The organism is Heyndrickxia ginsengihumi (assembly GCF_011008565.1).
Classification (GTDB): domain Bacteria; phylum Bacillota; class Bacilli; order Bacillales; family Bacillaceae_C; genus Weizmannia; species Weizmannia ginsengihumi.
This window is the reverse complement of sequence record NZ_JAAIWK010000003.1, coordinates 128,208-144,517: the sequence shown is the minus strand read 5'-3', so window position 1 is coordinate 144,517 and position 16,310 is coordinate 128,208. Positions and strand designations below refer to the sequence as shown.

Annotated in this window: 14 protein-coding genes; 5 read left to right on the top strand and 9 right to left on the bottom strand. The window is 36.7% G+C overall.

Going from position 1 to position 16,310, the window contains the following annotated elements; all coding sequences use genetic code 11:
- Positions 1–51: 51 nt before the first annotated feature.
- The gene (locus tag G4D61_RS03585) at positions 52–321 is read right to left on the bottom strand and encodes an ACT domain-containing protein (protein WP_025728892.1); all 270 of its coding nucleotides are present in this window, start codon (positions 319–321) and stop codon (positions 52–54) included.
- A 317-nt stretch (positions 322–638) separates the two neighbouring features.
- On the opposite strand from G4D61_RS03585, the gene G4D61_RS03580 reads away from it, so the two are divergent.
- Positions 639–1,808 carry a MalY/PatB family protein gene (locus G4D61_RS03580; RefSeq protein WP_163173243.1) on the top strand — a complete coding sequence of 390 codons (1,170 nt, stop codon included), beginning with the start codon at positions 639–641 and terminating at the stop codon, positions 1,806–1,808.
- Between the two features lie 170 nt (positions 1,809–1,978).
- Here G4D61_RS03580 and G4D61_RS03575 read toward each other — a convergent pair whose 3' ends face one another.
- The gene (locus tag G4D61_RS03575) at positions 1,979–2,623 is read right to left on the bottom strand and encodes an SDR family oxidoreductase (RefSeq protein ID WP_025728895.1); all 645 of its coding nucleotides are present in this window, start codon (positions 2,621–2,623) and stop codon (positions 1,979–1,981) included.
- 226 nt (positions 2,624–2,849) lie between these two features.
- Between G4D61_RS03575 and G4D61_RS03570 the strand changes: the two genes are divergently transcribed.
- From G4D61_RS03570 to G4D61_RS03555, 4 genes are all read left to right on the top strand, one after another.
- A complete protein-coding gene (locus G4D61_RS03570; protein WP_163173241.1) occupies positions 2,850–3,680 on the top strand; it encodes an aldo/keto reductase in 831 nt (276 codons plus the stop codon).
- A gap of 256 nt (positions 3,681–3,936) precedes the next feature.
- Entirely contained in the window at positions 3,937–5,772 is a 1,836-nt protein-coding gene (gene glmS, locus G4D61_RS03565) for a glutamine--fructose-6-phosphate transaminase (isomerizing) (RefSeq protein ID WP_025728897.1), read from the top strand.
- Positions 5,773–6,140: 368 nt separating this feature from the next.
- Entirely contained in the window at positions 6,141–7,070 is a 930-nt protein-coding gene (locus tag G4D61_RS03560) for a cation diffusion facilitator family transporter (RefSeq protein WP_035352778.1), read from the top strand.
- A 200-nt stretch (positions 7,071–7,270) separates the two neighbouring features.
- Positions 7,271–8,704 carry a S8 family peptidase gene (locus G4D61_RS03555; protein WP_025728898.1) on the top strand — a complete coding sequence of 478 codons (1,434 nt, stop codon included), beginning with the start codon at positions 7,271–7,273 and terminating at the stop codon, positions 8,702–8,704.
- 83 nt (positions 8,705–8,787) lie between these two features.
- Here the strand turns inward: G4D61_RS03555 and G4D61_RS03550 are convergent, their stop codons facing one another.
- The 7 genes from G4D61_RS03550 to G4D61_RS03520 all read right to left on the bottom strand — a co-directional run bounded on the left by G4D61_RS03550 (position 8,788) and on the right by G4D61_RS03520 (position 16,257).
- Positions 8,788–9,807, bottom strand: coding sequence for an NAD(P)/FAD-dependent oxidoreductase (locus tag G4D61_RS03550; protein ID WP_035352781.1), 1,020 nt, complete (start codon positions 9,805–9,807; stop codon positions 8,788–8,790).
- A gap of 20 nt (positions 9,808–9,827) precedes the next feature.
- Entirely contained in the window at positions 9,828–10,835 is a 1,008-nt protein-coding gene (locus G4D61_RS03545; RefSeq protein ID WP_025728902.1) for a FecCD family ABC transporter permease, read from the bottom strand.
- On the bottom strand, positions 10,832–11,869 hold the full coding sequence (locus G4D61_RS03540) for a FecCD family ABC transporter permease (RefSeq protein ID WP_025728904.1): 1,038 nt from the start codon (positions 11,867–11,869) through the stop codon (positions 10,832–10,834). The genes G4D61_RS03545 and G4D61_RS03540 overlap by 4 nt, the downstream gene beginning before the upstream one ends.
- A gap of 21 nt (positions 11,870–11,890) precedes the next feature.
- Positions 11,891–12,820, bottom strand: coding sequence for an iron-hydroxamate ABC transporter substrate-binding protein (locus G4D61_RS03535; RefSeq protein ID WP_025728907.1), 930 nt, complete (start codon positions 12,818–12,820; stop codon positions 11,891–11,893).
- Between the two features lie 63 nt (positions 12,821–12,883).
- The gene (locus G4D61_RS03530; RefSeq protein WP_163173239.1) at positions 12,884–13,702 is read right to left on the bottom strand and encodes an ABC transporter ATP-binding protein; all 819 of its coding nucleotides are present in this window, start codon (positions 13,700–13,702) and stop codon (positions 12,884–12,886) included.
- A gap of 442 nt (positions 13,703–14,144) precedes the next feature.
- Positions 14,145–15,356 carry an MFS transporter gene (locus G4D61_RS03525; protein ID WP_035352784.1) on the bottom strand — a complete coding sequence of 404 codons (1,212 nt, stop codon included), beginning with the start codon at positions 15,354–15,356 and terminating at the stop codon, positions 14,145–14,147.
- A 28-nt stretch (positions 15,357–15,384) separates the two neighbouring features.
- Positions 15,385–16,257, bottom strand: a complete 873-nt coding sequence (locus G4D61_RS03520) for a LysR family transcriptional regulator (RefSeq protein ID WP_025728913.1) — start codon at positions 16,255–16,257, stop codon at positions 15,385–15,387.
- Between the last annotated feature and the right edge of the window lie 53 nt (positions 16,258–16,310).

Below are 16,310 nucleotides of genomic sequence, written 5' to 3'. Positions count from 1 at the left end.
CAAAATTGGCAATCGCCAAAAGTTGACGTTGGATTCCCCTCCTCTAATCTATTAAAGTGTGTGCATTGAGTTAAAAATTTCTTCACGTTGAATTTTAATTTGGACATTCAACGATTTACCTTTTGTAGCCAATGCTGTTTTTATATTTTCAAATGTTTCTGTTGCTTGTGAAAGGTCAAGCATCATCATCATCGTAAAGTATCCATTCATAATCGTCTGACTTACATCTAAAATATTAATCTCTAATTCGGCTAGCTGGTTACTAACACCTGCAATAATTCCCACGCGATCCTTACCAATAACAGTTAAAATAGCTTTCATATTGATCGTTCACTCCTCGTTGATTAAAATTTCCTATTTACACTATCACAAATTTTCACTTGAATGTCTATCATCATTTTGCTAATTGCTCTTTATTTTGTAAACAACATTTTTACATCTATCCCATTTTTTAACATACAAATTCATATTAAAAAAATAACTTCATCCTCGTATAACTCTTAATCATGATCATTATAAATAATAGATTTGAGCCTGCATATAAAAACAGCCCTACAAATATGCTGCAAACTTAAATTTATAATTTATTTTTCTGTTTATGATAATATGTTGAAAAAGGATTGTTAGGAGGAACGCCTGTGAGTACATACAATTTTGATAAAGTGATCAATCGTACAAATACAGCCTCAATTAAATGGGAACAATTGAAAAAAGTATTTGGAACAGAAGATGTGCTGCCGATGTGGGTTGCAGATATGGATTTCGAACCTCCTCATGAAGTAGCAGCTGCGATTCGGAAAAGATTGGAACATGAAATTATCGGCTATACTTTCGTACCGCCTTCCACCGGTGAATCAATTCAGCATTGGCTAAAAAAACGGCATGACTGGGACATCGATACTTCATGGATTTCTTATGCAACTGGTATTGTTCCAGCAATCAGTACAGCTATCCAAGCATTTACAGAACCAGGTGATAAAGTGCTAGTCCAATCTCCTGTTTACGATCCATTTTTTAAAATGATCGAGAAAAATCATCGTACTGTTGTCAATTCGCCGTTATTACTAGTAAATAATCATTATGAAATCAATTTTGAACAATTTGAGGCCAAACTAAAAGAAGGCGTGAAACTTTTTATTAACTGCAGCCCCCATAATCCGGGAGGCAGAGTATGGACAAAAGAAGAGTTAACGAAGATGGCGGATCTTTGTTATCAATATAACTGTTTGTTTTTATCAGATGAAATACACTCTGACCTTATTTATGCTCCTCATGTTCATATCCCTGTTGCCAAACTTGGAAGTAAATATCAGGATATGATCATTACATGTATCGCGCCGACAAAAACATTTAATCTTGCTGGTTTGAAAGCCTCAGCAGTTATTATTTCGAATCGGAAACTACGGCAATCTTTCCAAGATGTTCAAGCATTAAATGGCACTTCAGCGATTAACACTTTTGGAATTGTTGGCATGGAAGCTGCTTATCGTTATGGAAGTAGCTGGCTAGATGCGTTGCTTGCTTATTTACAAAGAAATGTCGATGAAGCAACAGCTTTTATCCATGACAACCTTCCTTCAATAGAAGTCATGCAGCCGGAAGGTACCTATTTACTGTGGCTAAATTTACGAAAACTCCATTTAGGCGACTCAGAGATAAGAAAGCTACTTATTAATAGAGGAAAACTGGGGCTTGAAAGCGGAAATAAATATGGTCCTGGTGGAGAAGGGTTCGTTCGCATGAACATAGCTTGTCCGAGAGATATTTTAAAAGATGGACTAAATCGACTGAAACAAGCGTTGATATAAGCAAATGCACCTTTAGAATAAAAACCCCCTTGAGTTGGATTATAGTCCAACTCAAGGGGGCACTTCACAGGAAGATTTATCTTCCATCGGGGTTGCTTTATATTCTAGTTTCTTATTGCGAGGAAAGCTAAACAAATTTTATAGACAATCAAAGACGCTCTTATGCATGTTTATAATAAGCTTAATGCTTCCTTAATAGGTGTATCGCCTGAAATGATATCAAATGCCCGTTTATATGTTTTTTCTTCAGTCAACGAAGCAATTATTACTTCGGCAACATCCTCGCGAGGAATCGTGCCGCGTTTCAAGTTTTCTGCTGCAGACACCCTCCCTGTACCTTGTTCATTTGTAAGTCCTCCTGGGCGAATTATGGTATAGTTTAAAGCACTTGCTTCAAGTATACGATCCGCATAATGCTTTGCTACATAATACGGCTTGATTGCCTCATTCCAATTTTCACGATGATGTGCTTGTAATGCACTTACAAGTATAAAACGTTGAATACCGACTTTTTCAGCAGCCTCTATTGCTTTAACTGCTCCATCTAGGTCAACTAGCAATGTTTTATCAGCGCCTGTCTTTCCTCCAGAACCTGCTGTAAACACAAGGGCATCACAGCCGTTTGCCGCTTCAGCAATTTCATTAACTGTTCCCTCTAGATTAGCGTAAACTGTTTCTACACCTAAATGACGAAACAGTTCCACCTGTTCTTTTGTTCTTACCATTGCACGCGCTTGATGCTGGTTGCTTGCCCGTAACAGACCTACAATTTTCTTTCCAATCTGCCCGTTTGCCCCAATCACAAGTACTTTCATGACTTTCTCCCCTTTCCTACCTGTTACCTATTATCATTCCAAATGAACCGTTTTAAAGCAAATAAAATGAACATCTAGTAAGCTAATCGTGAATAAGCTTTTCAAAAATAACATACTATGTTTAATGTTTCGTATCCTTTATGTACTACATATAAAATCAAATTACTTTACAAACTCATTTAATTTTGCGAAAATTTTTCCATACTAAGGATTGGGGGAATAATGAATGATCAAAAATTTACAAGATATAGTCACTCTACATAATGGAGTAAAAATGCCCGGCTTTGGTCTTGGCGTATGGCAAGTTCAAGATGGTGATGAAGTTGTCAATTCTGTAAAATATGCCTTAAAGGCTGGTTACAAAGCAATCGATACAGCAGCAGTATATAAGAATGAAGAAGGTGTAGGCCAAGCAATTAAAGAAGCAGGTGTGCCCCGCGAAGATTTGTTTATTACAACAAAATGCTGGAATGCAGATCAAGGATATGAATCTGCCTTAGCTGCCTTTGAAACGAGTCTTGAAAAACTAGGACTTGATTATGTAGATTTGTATTTGATCCATTGGCCTGTTGCTGGCAAATATAAAGACACATGGAGAGCATTCGAAAAGCTTTATAAAGACGGCAAAGTACGTGCGATTGGCGTCAGCAATTTCCATCAACATCATTTAGAAAATTTATTAGTAGATGCTGAAATTACTCCGATGGTGAACCAAATAGAATTACATCCGCTTCTTTCCCAAGAGCCTTTAAGAGAATATTGCCAATCAAAAAATATTAAAGTAGAAGCTTGGTCTCCATTAGGCAATGGTAAACTATTAGACAACCCGGTATTAAAAGAAATTGGCGAAAAATATAACAAAACTGTTGCCCAAGTCATTTTACGCTGGGATGTACAAAATGACATCATTACCATTCCAAAATCAACGAAAGAACATCGTATTATCGAAAATGCAAATATCTTTGATTTCGAATTGTCCCCTGAAGATATTCAAACTATTAATAGTCTAAATAAAAATGAAAGAACTGGTGCGGATCCAGATAATTTCAATTTCTAAAAATCTTTTTTGATAGATTCACTCTGTACAATCAGAGTGCAGCCCCCATTAAATCAATGAGGGGCTGTTTTTATCTCATGTTCAAACTGGATACGATTTCTTCCATATCCAGTTTGCCATTTTTTAAGCTTACCTATCTAAAATAAAAACTTGTAGAGAATGATCTCTATAAGTTTTTTATTTATTTCTACAACATCCTTTCGTTTCATGATAGCATATATTTTATAGAAAGCTTTTCATTTGTGAGGTGAACATAATGAGTGGAATCGTAGGCTATATTGGCAAGCATTCAGCACAATCCATCCTAATTGACTGTTTGCGGAGATTGGATTACCGGGGTTATGACTCAGCCGGAATTGCCATTTCAAATTTTCATGAAATTCAACTTCGAAAGGAAAAAGGACGCGTTGAAGATTTAGAAGCATCTCTTCAATTAGAGCCTATTATCAATGGCAATCTTGGTATTGGACATACAAGATGGGCCTCTCACGGTACTCCAACTATCTCCAACTCACATCCTTTATGCGATGAGGAAGAGCGCTTTTTTGTCGTGCATAATGGAATCATCGAAAATTATCAGCAATTAAAAAAGTTCCTCCTGGAAGAGGGATATCATTTTCATACCGATACGGATACTGAAGTCATTCCACATCTTTTAGCTCACTATGATACCGGCCATTTTGAAGAAACTGTGCGAGAAGTAATCCCTCTTTTGAAAGGAACATTTGCATTAGCAATCCTGTCAAAAAATGATCCTAATCAAATGATTGCTCTTTCGCAAAACAATCCGCTAATCATTGGTTTTGGGCAAGATGAAGCATATTTATCTTCTGATATCCCAGCTCTACTCCCATACACGAAGGATATATATCCAATTAAAAATGGTGAATTAGCGGTATTAACACAGACCGCTGTAGAAGTGAAGACATTGAGCGGTGACAAAGTGACTCCTAAACGGGTTCATATTCAATGGAACCACGAGGAGCTTGAATTACAACAATACGAGCATTATATGTTAAAAGAAATTATGGAACAACCAGAGGCAATTAAACGTACACTAAAAGGACGTTTAACAGAAGATGGTGTTGCTATACCCGAGCTTGAAGGTTTTTTGCATTCACGAAATTTGCAATCATTCGAAAAGATTATGATCGTTGGTAGTGGTACCTCTTATCATTCGGGAATAATCGGGAAAAAGATACTTGATTCATTAATTGAAATTCCAGTTGAAGTGGCGATTGCTTCCGAATTTAGTTGTGAACATAGTACGTTGACTGACAAGCATCTTGTCATCGTCGTGAGTCAATCTGGTGAAACAGCAGATACATTATCTGCTCTAAAAGAGGCAAAAAAATATGGAACCCCAACCATTGCAATTACAAATCATTGGAAAAGCACACTTTCACGCCAAGCCGATTGCACAATTTATACTTATGAAGGGCAAGAATTAGCTGTTGCAGCAACAAAAGCCTATACATCTCAAATTACTGGCCTTGTCCTACTGGCAATTGTATTAGCAAAGCAAATGAATGGGCGTGGAGTTGAGCAAATCCCTGTTCTTTTAGATGCTCTACATTCACTTTCTGAGGATGTGGAGAAGTGTCTCATTATGACGCAAGACGCCATTGACCAATTTGCACAAATTACAAATGATCAGGAAAAAATATTTATTGTTGGCCGTGGAAGTGACTATGTCCTTGCATTAGAAGGTGCTCTTAAGCTTCAAGAAGTAGCGTACATTCATGCCGATGCATATGCTGCTGGTGAAATGAAGCACGGAACGATGGCATTGATTACTCCAGGAATACCAGTAATTGCTCTTGCTACACAGCACCATTTACGTGAGAAAACTGTTAACAATATTAAAGAAATGAAAGCCCGTGATGCCTATGTTGTAGGGATTACAACGATTGGTGATGACTCAATAAGCAGTGTCGTTGATGAGGTTATGTACATTCCTGAAGCACACCCTCTTCTTATGCCAATCTTGGCAGCTATTCCTTTACAGCTATTAGCCTATTATGCTGGCTGTGTCCGCGGATATAATGTTGACCGTCCTCGAAACTTAGCAAAAAGTTTAACAGTAGAATAACACTAAAAAACATTCTGGATTGCTCTAGAATGTTTTTTTAGTGATCTTTCTAACGCCTACTCAAATTGATTGCAGTTTTAGGATACTTGCTGAACCCCAAAGCGAAGCTTGCATCCCCTATCCATCTCACAAAAAACACCAACATCACATTATTCTTTTCCCCTTCAACACACATTCTTCACTTACTTCATATTATTTGAGAGGAATTTATCTAAGTTGATATTGATTAGCATTCTCAATTAGAATTAAATTTTCACATCTAATTGAGAATAATACTATTAATAACGCAAATAATATGTTAGAATACATGTATTATATTAAGTATTAAATTAAATTTATTTTAAATTAATAAGAAGGTGTGATATGTTATGGAAAATTATGATTACCATCATCTCCCTCATATGAAAATACAAAAAAAATCTAAAAAAACACTTTGGACGACACTCATCCTAACTTTGTTTTTTACAATCGTAGAAATTATTGGAGGCCTTATTTCGCACTCACTTGCTTTACTTTCCGACTCTGCCCATATGGCCTCTGATGTCATTGCGCTATGCTTTAGTATGATTGCTCTTTATTTAGCATCAAGACCACCTAACAAACACTATACATTCGGTTATTTGCGATTTGAAATTATTGCATCATTTTTAAATGGACTAACACTTATCATCATTTCCATTGGAATTTTTATTGAAGGAATTAAAAGATTTATTCATCCCGAAAAAATTGATTTTCAGTGGATGATGATCATTGCGTCAATCGGTTTAATCGTGAACATTATCTTGACAATCATACTTTATAGAAGCACTAAAGAAGAGCATAATTTAAATGTAAAAAGTGCGTTATGGCATTTCTTCGGGGATCTGTTAAATTCCGTTGGAGTCATCGTATCGGCAATCATTATTTATTTTACAGGCCTATACTTTTTTGACCCACTTATTAGTATGATCATCGGCTTTGTTATTTTTACTGGCGGAGCTAAAATCGTTCATGAATCTTATTTAATTTTAATGGATGCAGTACCAAAGGAATTAGATCTGGAAAAGATTCGTTCAGATATCCGCCATTTAGAGGGCATAGAAGATGTACACGAAATGCATCTATGGAATATCGCTACTGATCAATATTCGCTCACTGCCCATGTTTTTATAAAGAAGAACGATGAACCGTTAACCATTATTAAAACAATTAACCAGATGCTAAAAAGTAAATATGGCATTATTCACTCCACCATTCAAACTGAAAATCCTGCCATTAACGATCATGCAGATTACATTCATCAAGCGCAAATGCAGTGAGAATTCAAAAAAGCATGCTCTAGTGAAGCTTCTTCTCTAGAGCATGCTTTCTTATGTTTTGGGAATGTTAATCTTGTCTGTATCCAACCTTTTATTATTTTTTAAAAATTTTAATATCAGATAAAATTTATCCTTTCTGTTATGAGTGATTCTGATATAATTCTAGTAACTGTTTAAATCATGAAGGGGGGACATACTTGATGAAATATGGAAAACATGTGTATAGAGTATTTTTTATCTTTCTTTGTTCCATCCTCATCGTTCCATGCACACAGAATATCACCTATGGAAAGAACAGCGCTTCAAAAAAACATGTCATCATTATTTTTAAAAACAACATAGAGAAAAACACCATTACACAATTAGATGGAAAGGTAAAACATTCATTCCATTCCATTTCAGCCATTGCTGGTGAAGTACCGCAATCTGCAATTTCAAAGTTACAAGCAAATGATCAAATTGCTAAAATAGAACCTGATCAAAAAGTGCGAGTAAGCGGACAAATTCGTGATTGGGGCGTCAGCAAGGTTCAGGCCCCTAGAGCTTGGAGCTCCCATTTTACAGGAAAAGGAGTTAAAATTGCCGTTTTAGATACTGGCATTGCAAAGCATCCGGATTTATCCATTGCCGGCGGCGTTTCTATGGTATCAAAATCTTACAATGATACTGATGGCCACGGCACACATGTGGCTGGTATTATTGCAGCAAAGAATAACAAGATCGGTGTTGTAGGAGTTGCACCAGACGCACAAATATATGCCGTCAAAGTACTAAAGTCGGACGGAGATGGTTATATATCTGATGTCATTTCAGGTATCGAATGGTCCATTAAGCATCACATGAATATTATCAATATGAGTTTCGGTACTTTAGACTATTCAGAGGCACTAAAAAAGGAAGTAGATAAAGCAAGTCGTAATGGAATTCTTGTCGTCGCAGCTGCCGGCAACCACAGCAATTCAAAAACATCATCTAAGACGGATAATATCGACTATCCTGCACGGCTTTCTTCAACAGTCGCCGTCGGTGGTGTTGGCAAAAATTTAAAGAAAGCATCTTTTTCATCCATCGGGAAAGAAATTGAATTTACTGCCCCTGCCGTTGATATTTTAAGTACTTATATCGGGAATCAATATGCTTGGATGGATGGTACTTCAATGGCCACGCCGTTTGTTACAGGTGCATTAGCCTTATTAAAACAAGAATATCCGCATTTAAGTAATCAAGCATTGATTGCAAAATTATATACGTCGACCATTGATCTTGGAGCAAAGGGAAAAGATCATTATTACGGATATGGTTTCGTTCAAGCTCCGTATATAAAAAGTTCCTTTTCCACTTCACTCAAAACAAACCAATCAACCTATAAACGAGGAAATACTGTACAGATTACTGAAAATGTGTTAAACGCTAATTCTAAAAAACCCGTAAGCGATGCGAATGTTAAAATCGTTATTACGACAATTAAAGGTGTTGTTAAGAATACAACAACCAAAACAAATTCAAAGGGTACCATCACTTATAAGTTAACAACCAATTCTCACTTTTATAAAGGACAATATTTGATTACAACAACCGTTTCAAAATCTGGATACAATACAAAGATTGCAAGCAAAACAATTGTATTGAATTAAAAGGACACTTCCATACAATGCATAACTCTTAGCTATAAAGAAAAAAGTCTAATTCCTGCCATCAATCGGAATTAGACTTTTTTTTAATATAATGTTTCATGGTTCATTTCTAATAATGCTTCATGATGGGTCGAGTACATGGCCATCGACTCAGCATTTGGATTCATATAGCGTACAGCGCTATTTAATGCAATCGGCCCTTCTGTAAACCCTCCTGCTATTAATTTCAACTTATGAGGATATGTGACCGCATCTCCAGCAGCAAAAACACCTGGGATATTCGTTTCCATTGCATGGTTGACAACAAAACGCTCTTCACGCATCTCGAGACCCCAATGAGCCATTTTTCCATAATCGCCTTGAATACCATGATTTACGACAAGAGCATCTATTTCGATATGCTTTGTCAACCCAGTTTCAGTATGCTCGATTGTGACAGACTGAATAAAATCGCCATCACCATGCAACTGTTTTAATGTATAGGGAGTTAGTATTTCTGTTTTTTCTCTCATTTCGCTGACGTGACGTTCATGGCCACGAAAATCATTGTTTCTGTGAACAACCATCACACTTTTCGCAATTGATACTAGCTCATTTGCCCAGTCTACCGCTGAATTTCCACCGCCTGAAATAAGGACGCGCTGATTTCGGAAACGCTCAAGTTCATCAACTGAATAGTGGAGATTATATTGTTCATAACGTTCTGAATAAGGCAAATCTAATTTAATTGGTTTAAAAATTCCCGCTCCGACCGTTAAAATAACTGTACGAGTATAATGAATTTCTCCTGCTTCACTTCTTAACAAAAAAGTACCATTTGAAAGTCTCTCAAGGTCAGATATACGTTGATTAAAGCAAATTGTTGGATTGAAGGTTTTTGCTTGTTGAATGAGTTGTTCAACTAAATTTCCGCCTTTAATGCCAGTAATTCCACCAATGTCTCTTAATGTTTTTTCTGGATAGAACATCGTAATTTTCCCGCCTAATTCAGATGTACATTCAATCAACTTTGTTTTTAAATTACGCATGCCGCTATAAAAAGTAGTAAATAAGCCAATCGGACCTCCACCAATAACCGTTACGTCATATAAATCTTTAACCATTTATACTCTCTCCCTATACATCATTTTTTTGCCATTAAGTACATAAAATATGGCGCTCCAATCAACGTCACAATAATTCCTGCTGGGATACCGCTCGGATCTAAAATCACACGCCCGATAGTATCAGCAGTAATCAATAATATTGCTCCAATCATCGCCGCAATTGGGACAAACAATTGATGGCTCGAACCGACTAATGAACGTGCAATATGCGGAGCCATTAAACCAATAAAGGCAATTCCTCCACTTACAGAAACAGATGCAGAAGCTAATGCAACGGCAATCAAAATAAGAAGGATTCTTTCTCGCTCTACATGGACGCCTAGTCCAACAGAAACATTTTCATGCAAATATAAAGTATTTAAGACATTTGACTTCAATAATACAATTGGGATTAAGAAGACAATCCAAGGGAGTAATGCCACTACAAAGTTCCAGTCATCTCCCCAAACTGTGCCGGCCAGCCAGCTCGCAATAAAAGTATATTGATCACGGTTAAAATGGGACGTTAGTGTAATGATTGCTCCAGAAAAGGCCGCTGACAAACCAACACCAACGAGAACAATCCTTGTTGTCTCCATTCTCTCTCCCTTTTTATAAGAAAACAGATAGATCAAAAAGGCTGTTGCTATTCCCCCTATTAATGCAAATAAAGGCAATATATATAAGAACTTAGATGAATCGGCTGTAAAATAAGAAATATAAATCACAACCATGAGTCCTGCTCCGTAATTAATCCCTAAAATTCCTGGATCTGAAAGAGGATTGCGCGTTATGCTTTGCAAAATAGCACCCGAAACTGCTAATCCCATTCCGGCAAAAATCCCAACTAATAATCGCGGCAGTCGAAACTGGAAAAAAATTAAATTCTCATTACTTGTTCCTTGTCCAATTATGATCTGCAATAACTGGGTAGGAGTTAAAGAGATGTATCCTGTAGCGAGACTAATAACTAATACAGTAATTAATACAATGAGCGAAATGAGTAATGTTATCCGAAACCTTTTTTGTTGATTCGTATTCCTCATTTAATCTTTCCTCCTTTTCGCGCAAGATAAAGGAAGAAAGGAACGCCAATCAAGGAAACAACTGCTCCAATCGGTGTTTCATAAGGAGCATTAATCGTACGTGCAACCGTATCAGCCAACACCATTAAAATACTGCCAAAAACAGCTGAACAAGGAATAATCCAACGATAATCTGTTCCTACCACAAAGCGTACTATTTGCGGCACCATTAACCCTACAAATGCGATCGATCCAACAAGCGATACGGCAACACCCGCTAAAATAAGGACAATGAGCATTAAAATTAATTTCATTAGAAACGTTCTTTGCCCTAACCCTTTTGCTATTTCTTCACCAAAACTTAGAATCGTTAATCCTTTTGACATCATAATCGCAATTAAAATACCAATAACAACAATTGGGATAACAATTTCCAACTGCAGCCATGTCGTTCCAGATACTCCACCTGCTGTCCAAAAAGCTAAGTCTTGGGACAGTTTAAAATAAAGGGCAATCCCCTCACCTAAAGATGTGAGCAATGCTGAGACTGCTGCTCCTGCCAAAGTAAGTCGTAAAGGAGAAAGTCCTCCTTTTCGCATTGAACTGAGCCCAAACACCATACTCGCACCAAGTGCAGCTCCTAAAAATGAAAAACACATCATCATCATAAAAGAAACGTGCGGATTAAACGCAAAAATACAAGCTAGTGCAAAACTTGCACCTGCATTGAGCCCAAGTAAACCAGGATCAGCTAACGGATTCCGTGTCATTCCTTGCATAATAGCACCACTGACAGCAAGGGCAGCTCCGACAACAGCAGCTCCAATCTCCCTAGGCATCCGCAAGCTCATAATAATTTTATTAGTCTCTTTACTTGGATCATATTGAAAGACTGCTTGCCATACTGTTAAAAATTTAATATTTGCAGCACCTACTGAAATCGCTAAGACTAGGCTACCAACAAGTATTATAATTCCAGCAGTTAACACAATTGTGCCAACTGCTGGACGTGACTTAATCGAATATCCTTTTTCATCCGTATTCATGCGTGCCATCTATATCTTCCCTTGACCTCATTATTTATTAGCTGCTACTAAATCATTCACAATAATTTTCAATTCATTTTCTAATGAAATCGGGTCATTGAAATAGAAATCATTGGCATTCACTGTAATAACATGATGATTTTTATATGCAGGTAATGATTTCCACACATCTGTTTTCATAAATGAATTGTTTGATGTGTCTCCCCAGCTTGAAACAAACATATAATCACCTGCATATTTTGGAATCACCTCTGTAGATATTGCTTTATATCCAGGTTTTGTATCTTTTTTAACCTTTTCCGGCATCTTGATTCCAAGTGCTTGATAGATAACTTCTGAGCCGCGTCCCCAGTTATCGCCGAAAATATACATTTGTTTACCATAACTTTCCAAAACAGTAGCCGTTGCATCTTTACCGATGACCTTTTTCACTTTTGCACTTTCAGCTTTTGTTTTTGCATTCCATTGATCAACCCAATTTTTTGCTTGTTTTTCTTTCCCCACCAATTTACCAATTTCAATAAATTGTTGGAGATAATCTCTCTTTTCATATGTATATACAACTGTTGGGGCAATCTTTGATAGCTTTTTAATGTTTTTGTCATTGGTATAATCAATAATTAAATCCGGTTTCAAGGCCATAATCTTATCAAGAGAATCAGATGTTACAACTTTTGCCTTATCTAATTTATGACCAAAAAATGAATTATTTTTCGAATATTGGGTAACCCCTACAGGTGTAATTCCTAACTTTAACAAACATCCTGTATAGGTAGACGTTACATCAACAACTCTTAATGGATGAGTCGGAACTTTTACATTTCCATTATCAGCATGATAAACTTTTGTTTTTGGCTCTGCATCCTTTTTCGTAGATGCTTTATCATTTCCGCAAGCAGCCAATACTAGCAGGCAACATATCGATAAAACTGTTATAATGAATGATTTCTGTCTTTTCATTCTTTTACCCCCACTTTAATCTCTTGTTGAAAATCATTATCAATTAGTATCGTAAAAAATCATTTACTGAGCAATTTTATCTGCTGCATTATTATAGGAGGTTACTAAGTCATAACAGAGACAAACCGGCTTTCTTGTTCTAGGATCTGTTACAATTTCTGCATCGATATTAAATACATTTCGTAAAACTTCACAAGTCATAACATCGTCAGCACTGCCTTGTTTCTGAATTTCCCCATCTTTCATTGCTACAATATGATGAGCAAAACGAGCTGCCTGATTCAAATCATGAATAACCATAACAATCGTACGATGCTCTACACGATTCAAATATTGTAGTAGCTCTAATACTTCAAGTTGATGGGATAAATCCAAATAAGTCGTTGGTTCATCAAGCAAAATGATATCGGTTTCTTGAGCCAATGCCATGGCAATCCATACACGCTGCCTTTGTCCTCCTGAAAGTGCATCAATTGGTCTATTTCTGAATGCATCTACACCAGTTACTTGTAATGCCCAATCAATTGCTTTCCAATCATCCGCTTTTAATTTCCCGAATCCTTTTTGATAAGGATATCTCCCATACGAAACAAGTTCTGCAACGGTTAATCCCTCTGGGGCATCAGGTGACTGTGGTAAAATCGCCATCTTTTGGGCAATTTTTTTCGTAGCCTCTTTTGCTATTTCTTTACCATCTAAGTAAACCGCACCATTATGTGGAAAAAGAATGCGCGACAATGTTTTTAATAATGTAGATTTTCCGCAACCGTTAGGACCGATAATGCTCGTAATTTTCCCATCTGGAATCTCTACGCTTAAATCGCGAATAATTTCAGTCTCTCCATAGGCAATTTTCAAATTTTTTGCTGAAAGCCTAGACATACATACCCCTCCTATATATTTAAAAATTTCAGATAAAATGCCGGAAACTAATTGTAAATGATTATTATTTTCATTTACAATTTTATTTCATTCCTATCTCACTGTCAATACGATTTTCTTACAAACTTTTGGACTAAACGTAAATATATGGAGATGTACAGAGGTTACAATGAATATATAAAAGGAGGTTATTCGACATTATCATATGCTTATTAACTGAAAATCATTCGGAAGCAGCCCGTGACAACGGGCTATTTCAGCTATTTTATAATTCCTTTCAACAGTTATTTCAAAAAAATTAAGGCTGGGACAAAACTCAAAAGTAGTTAGCTAAAGACGAACATTGGATAACCCAGCTCCGGAAGTATACTTCCGGAGCTGGGTTAGAGCAATATTCGTGGTTTCTTTCGTTACATGCTTTTTGTCCCAGCCTCCTAATCCGTTAAATACTATGGGATGAGAGCTTCATTCTTTTTTTTGCAACGAAGCCTAAACGAATAGATAACAAAATGCCAATGATCGTAAGTACTACAATCATTGCGACGACGCCGAACCATCCATAACCGCTGTAGAAAGCTCCACCTGTCGTCCCTCCGATGCTTGAACCGACATAATAAAAAAATAAATATAGTGATGAGGCCTGCGCTTTATCATGTGTAGCCAATTGTCCTATCCATCCGCTCGCAATTGAATGACCAGCAAAAAAACCATACGTGAAAATAGCAATGCCAATAATTTTAATCCATAGATTTGTATTTAAAGTAATACAAGCACCTATTAATAAAATAAACAATGAAACCTGCAAAATTTTTCTTCGTCCATGTTGATCAGCTAGCATCCCCATCCATGTAGAGCTGAATGTACCAACGATATACACGATAAAAATAAATCCAACTAATGTTTGGCTTAATGAATACGGTGGTGCAATAAGCTGAAAACCAATATAGTTATATAATGATACGAAACTTCCCATTAGTAAAAAGCCAATTGCAAATAAATAAATAAGACCCGGCTCTTTAAACTGGCTGAACAAAGATTTTACTAGCGAGTGCAGTTCAAATTTCCGTGCTGTGAAATGATTTGATTTCGGTAAAATAGCCCAAAATACTAAACTTGCAAGCAAACTAATGATTCCAATACCTATGAGAGCAACATGCCAGTTAAAATAATCCGTTAAAATACCACTTATGATTCTGCCGCCCATTCCTCCAATGGAATTTCCACTAATGTATAATCCCATTGCCATTCCTAAACTTGGTGGTTCAATTTCCTCGCCTAAATAAGCCATCGCCACCGCTGGAAGCCCTGCTAATACAACCCCTTGTAAAATTCTAAAGAAAATTAATAGATGAAAAGTAGGACTGTACGCTGTCAAAATGGCTAAAATCGAAGAAGCCACTAATGAAATTGTCATGACTGGCTTACGTCCAAATACTTCCGATAAAGAACCAGCAATCAGCATACTAATTGCTAAAGCGATCGTAGTAGATGATAAACTTAAACTTGAGACAGCCGGAGATATATGAAATTCTTTTGCAATATCCGGCAGTAGCGGCTGCGTCCCCCAAAGAATTGCAAATGTATTAAAACCACCTGCAAATAAAGCTAAATTTGCCATGCGAAAAGTGCGTGTTCCGCGCTGTATATAACTCATTCCTCATTATTACTCCTTTGTTTGCTACTTAGAATAAATGTTTAACATACTGAATAAATCTTTTTGTAACAGGTGATAAATAGCTATCCTTTAGCCATGCAACTCCTACATCCCTTTTACATCTTGGATGCTTCAAATGTATGAGTTTCACCTTATTTTTATCCAGCACTTGTAGATCAGGAACTAATGATACTCCTAATTTGGCGCCAACGAATCCGGAAACTGTACCTATTTCTTCCCCTTCAAATACAATATTCGGAGAGAAACCCGCTTCATTGCATAAATGGTGAATAATGGTCCGTAAACCATATCCATCTTTAAAAGATATAAACGGCTCTTTTGCAATCATTTTCAGGTCAACTTCATCATAGCTTGCTAACCAATGGTCCACTGAAACAATCAAAAATAGTTCCTCTGTTAAAAGCGGTTCCCATACGATATCTTTATCATCGTGAAGAAGTGCAATTAAAGCAAGGTCAACATTTCCAGATTTTAGTTGTTCCATTACTTGCTTAGTAGAGTCTTGGGTTAAATGAAACTTTACATTGAAATACTGATTTTGATAGGAGCTAACAATTTCAGGAACGATACTCATGCCAAGTGATGGCAGAAATGCTAATGAAATCGTTCCATGATCAGGGTGGATTTCATCACGTATTTCTTGTTTTCCAATTTCAATTTGCTTAATTGATTGTTCGACTCTATTTAAAAACATTTCTCCATAACGATTTAAATAAATATTCCTCCCCTTCCGATCAAAAAGCTGAACACCTAATTCTTCTTCAAGCTTTGCAATTGACCGGCTAAGGGCCGGCTGAGAAATTGATAGCTGTTCTGCTGCTCTTGTTATATGCTGTGTCTTTGCTACCATTTGAAAATATTGAATTTGATGCCATTCCATCTTCATACCTCGGATGCTTTATTGTGTTATTCTATTCTTATCATACGCCACAT

Coding starts and splice junctions, on each gene's coding strand:
- G4D61_RS03550 (WP_035352781.1), bottom strand. CDS start 9,807: ATGGTTAAAGATTTATATGACGTAACGGTTATTGGTGGAGGTCCGATT.
- G4D61_RS03555 (WP_025728898.1), top strand. CDS start 7,271: ATGAAATATGGAAAACATGTGTATAGAGTATTTTTTATCTTTCTTTGT.
- G4D61_RS03540 (WP_025728904.1), bottom strand. CDS start 11,869: ATGGCACGCATGAATACGGATGAAAAAGGATATTCGATTAAGTCACGT.
- G4D61_RS03535 (WP_025728907.1), bottom strand. CDS start 12,820: ATGAAAAGACAGAAATCATTCATTATAACAGTTTTATCGATATGTTGC.
- G4D61_RS03520 (WP_025728913.1), bottom strand. CDS start 16,257: ATGGAATGGCATCAAATTCAATATTTTCAAATGGTAGCAAAGACACAG.
- G4D61_RS03585 (WP_025728892.1), bottom strand. CDS start 321: ATGAAAGCTATTTTAACTGTTATTGGTAAGGATCGCGTGGGAATTATT.
- G4D61_RS03545 (WP_025728902.1), bottom strand. CDS start 10,835: ATGAGGAATACGAATCAACAAAAAAGGTTTCGGATAACATTACTCATT.
- G4D61_RS03560 (WP_035352778.1), top strand. CDS start 6,141: ATGGAAAATTATGATTACCATCATCTCCCTCATATGAAAATACAAAAA.
- G4D61_RS03525 (WP_035352784.1), bottom strand. CDS start 15,356: ATGAGTTATATACAGCGCGGAACACGCACTTTTCGCATGGCAAATTTA.
- G4D61_RS03570 (WP_163173241.1), top strand. CDS start 2,850: ATGATCAAAAATTTACAAGATATAGTCACTCTACATAATGGAGTAAAA.
- G4D61_RS03575 (WP_025728895.1), bottom strand. CDS start 2,623: ATGAAAGTACTTGTGATTGGGGCAAACGGGCAGATTGGAAAGAAAATT.
- glmS (WP_025728897.1), top strand. CDS start 3,937: ATGAGTGGAATCGTAGGCTATATTGGCAAGCATTCAGCACAATCCATC.
- G4D61_RS03530 (WP_163173239.1), bottom strand. CDS start 13,702: ATGTCTAGGCTTTCAGCAAAAAATTTGAAAATTGCCTATGGAGAGACT.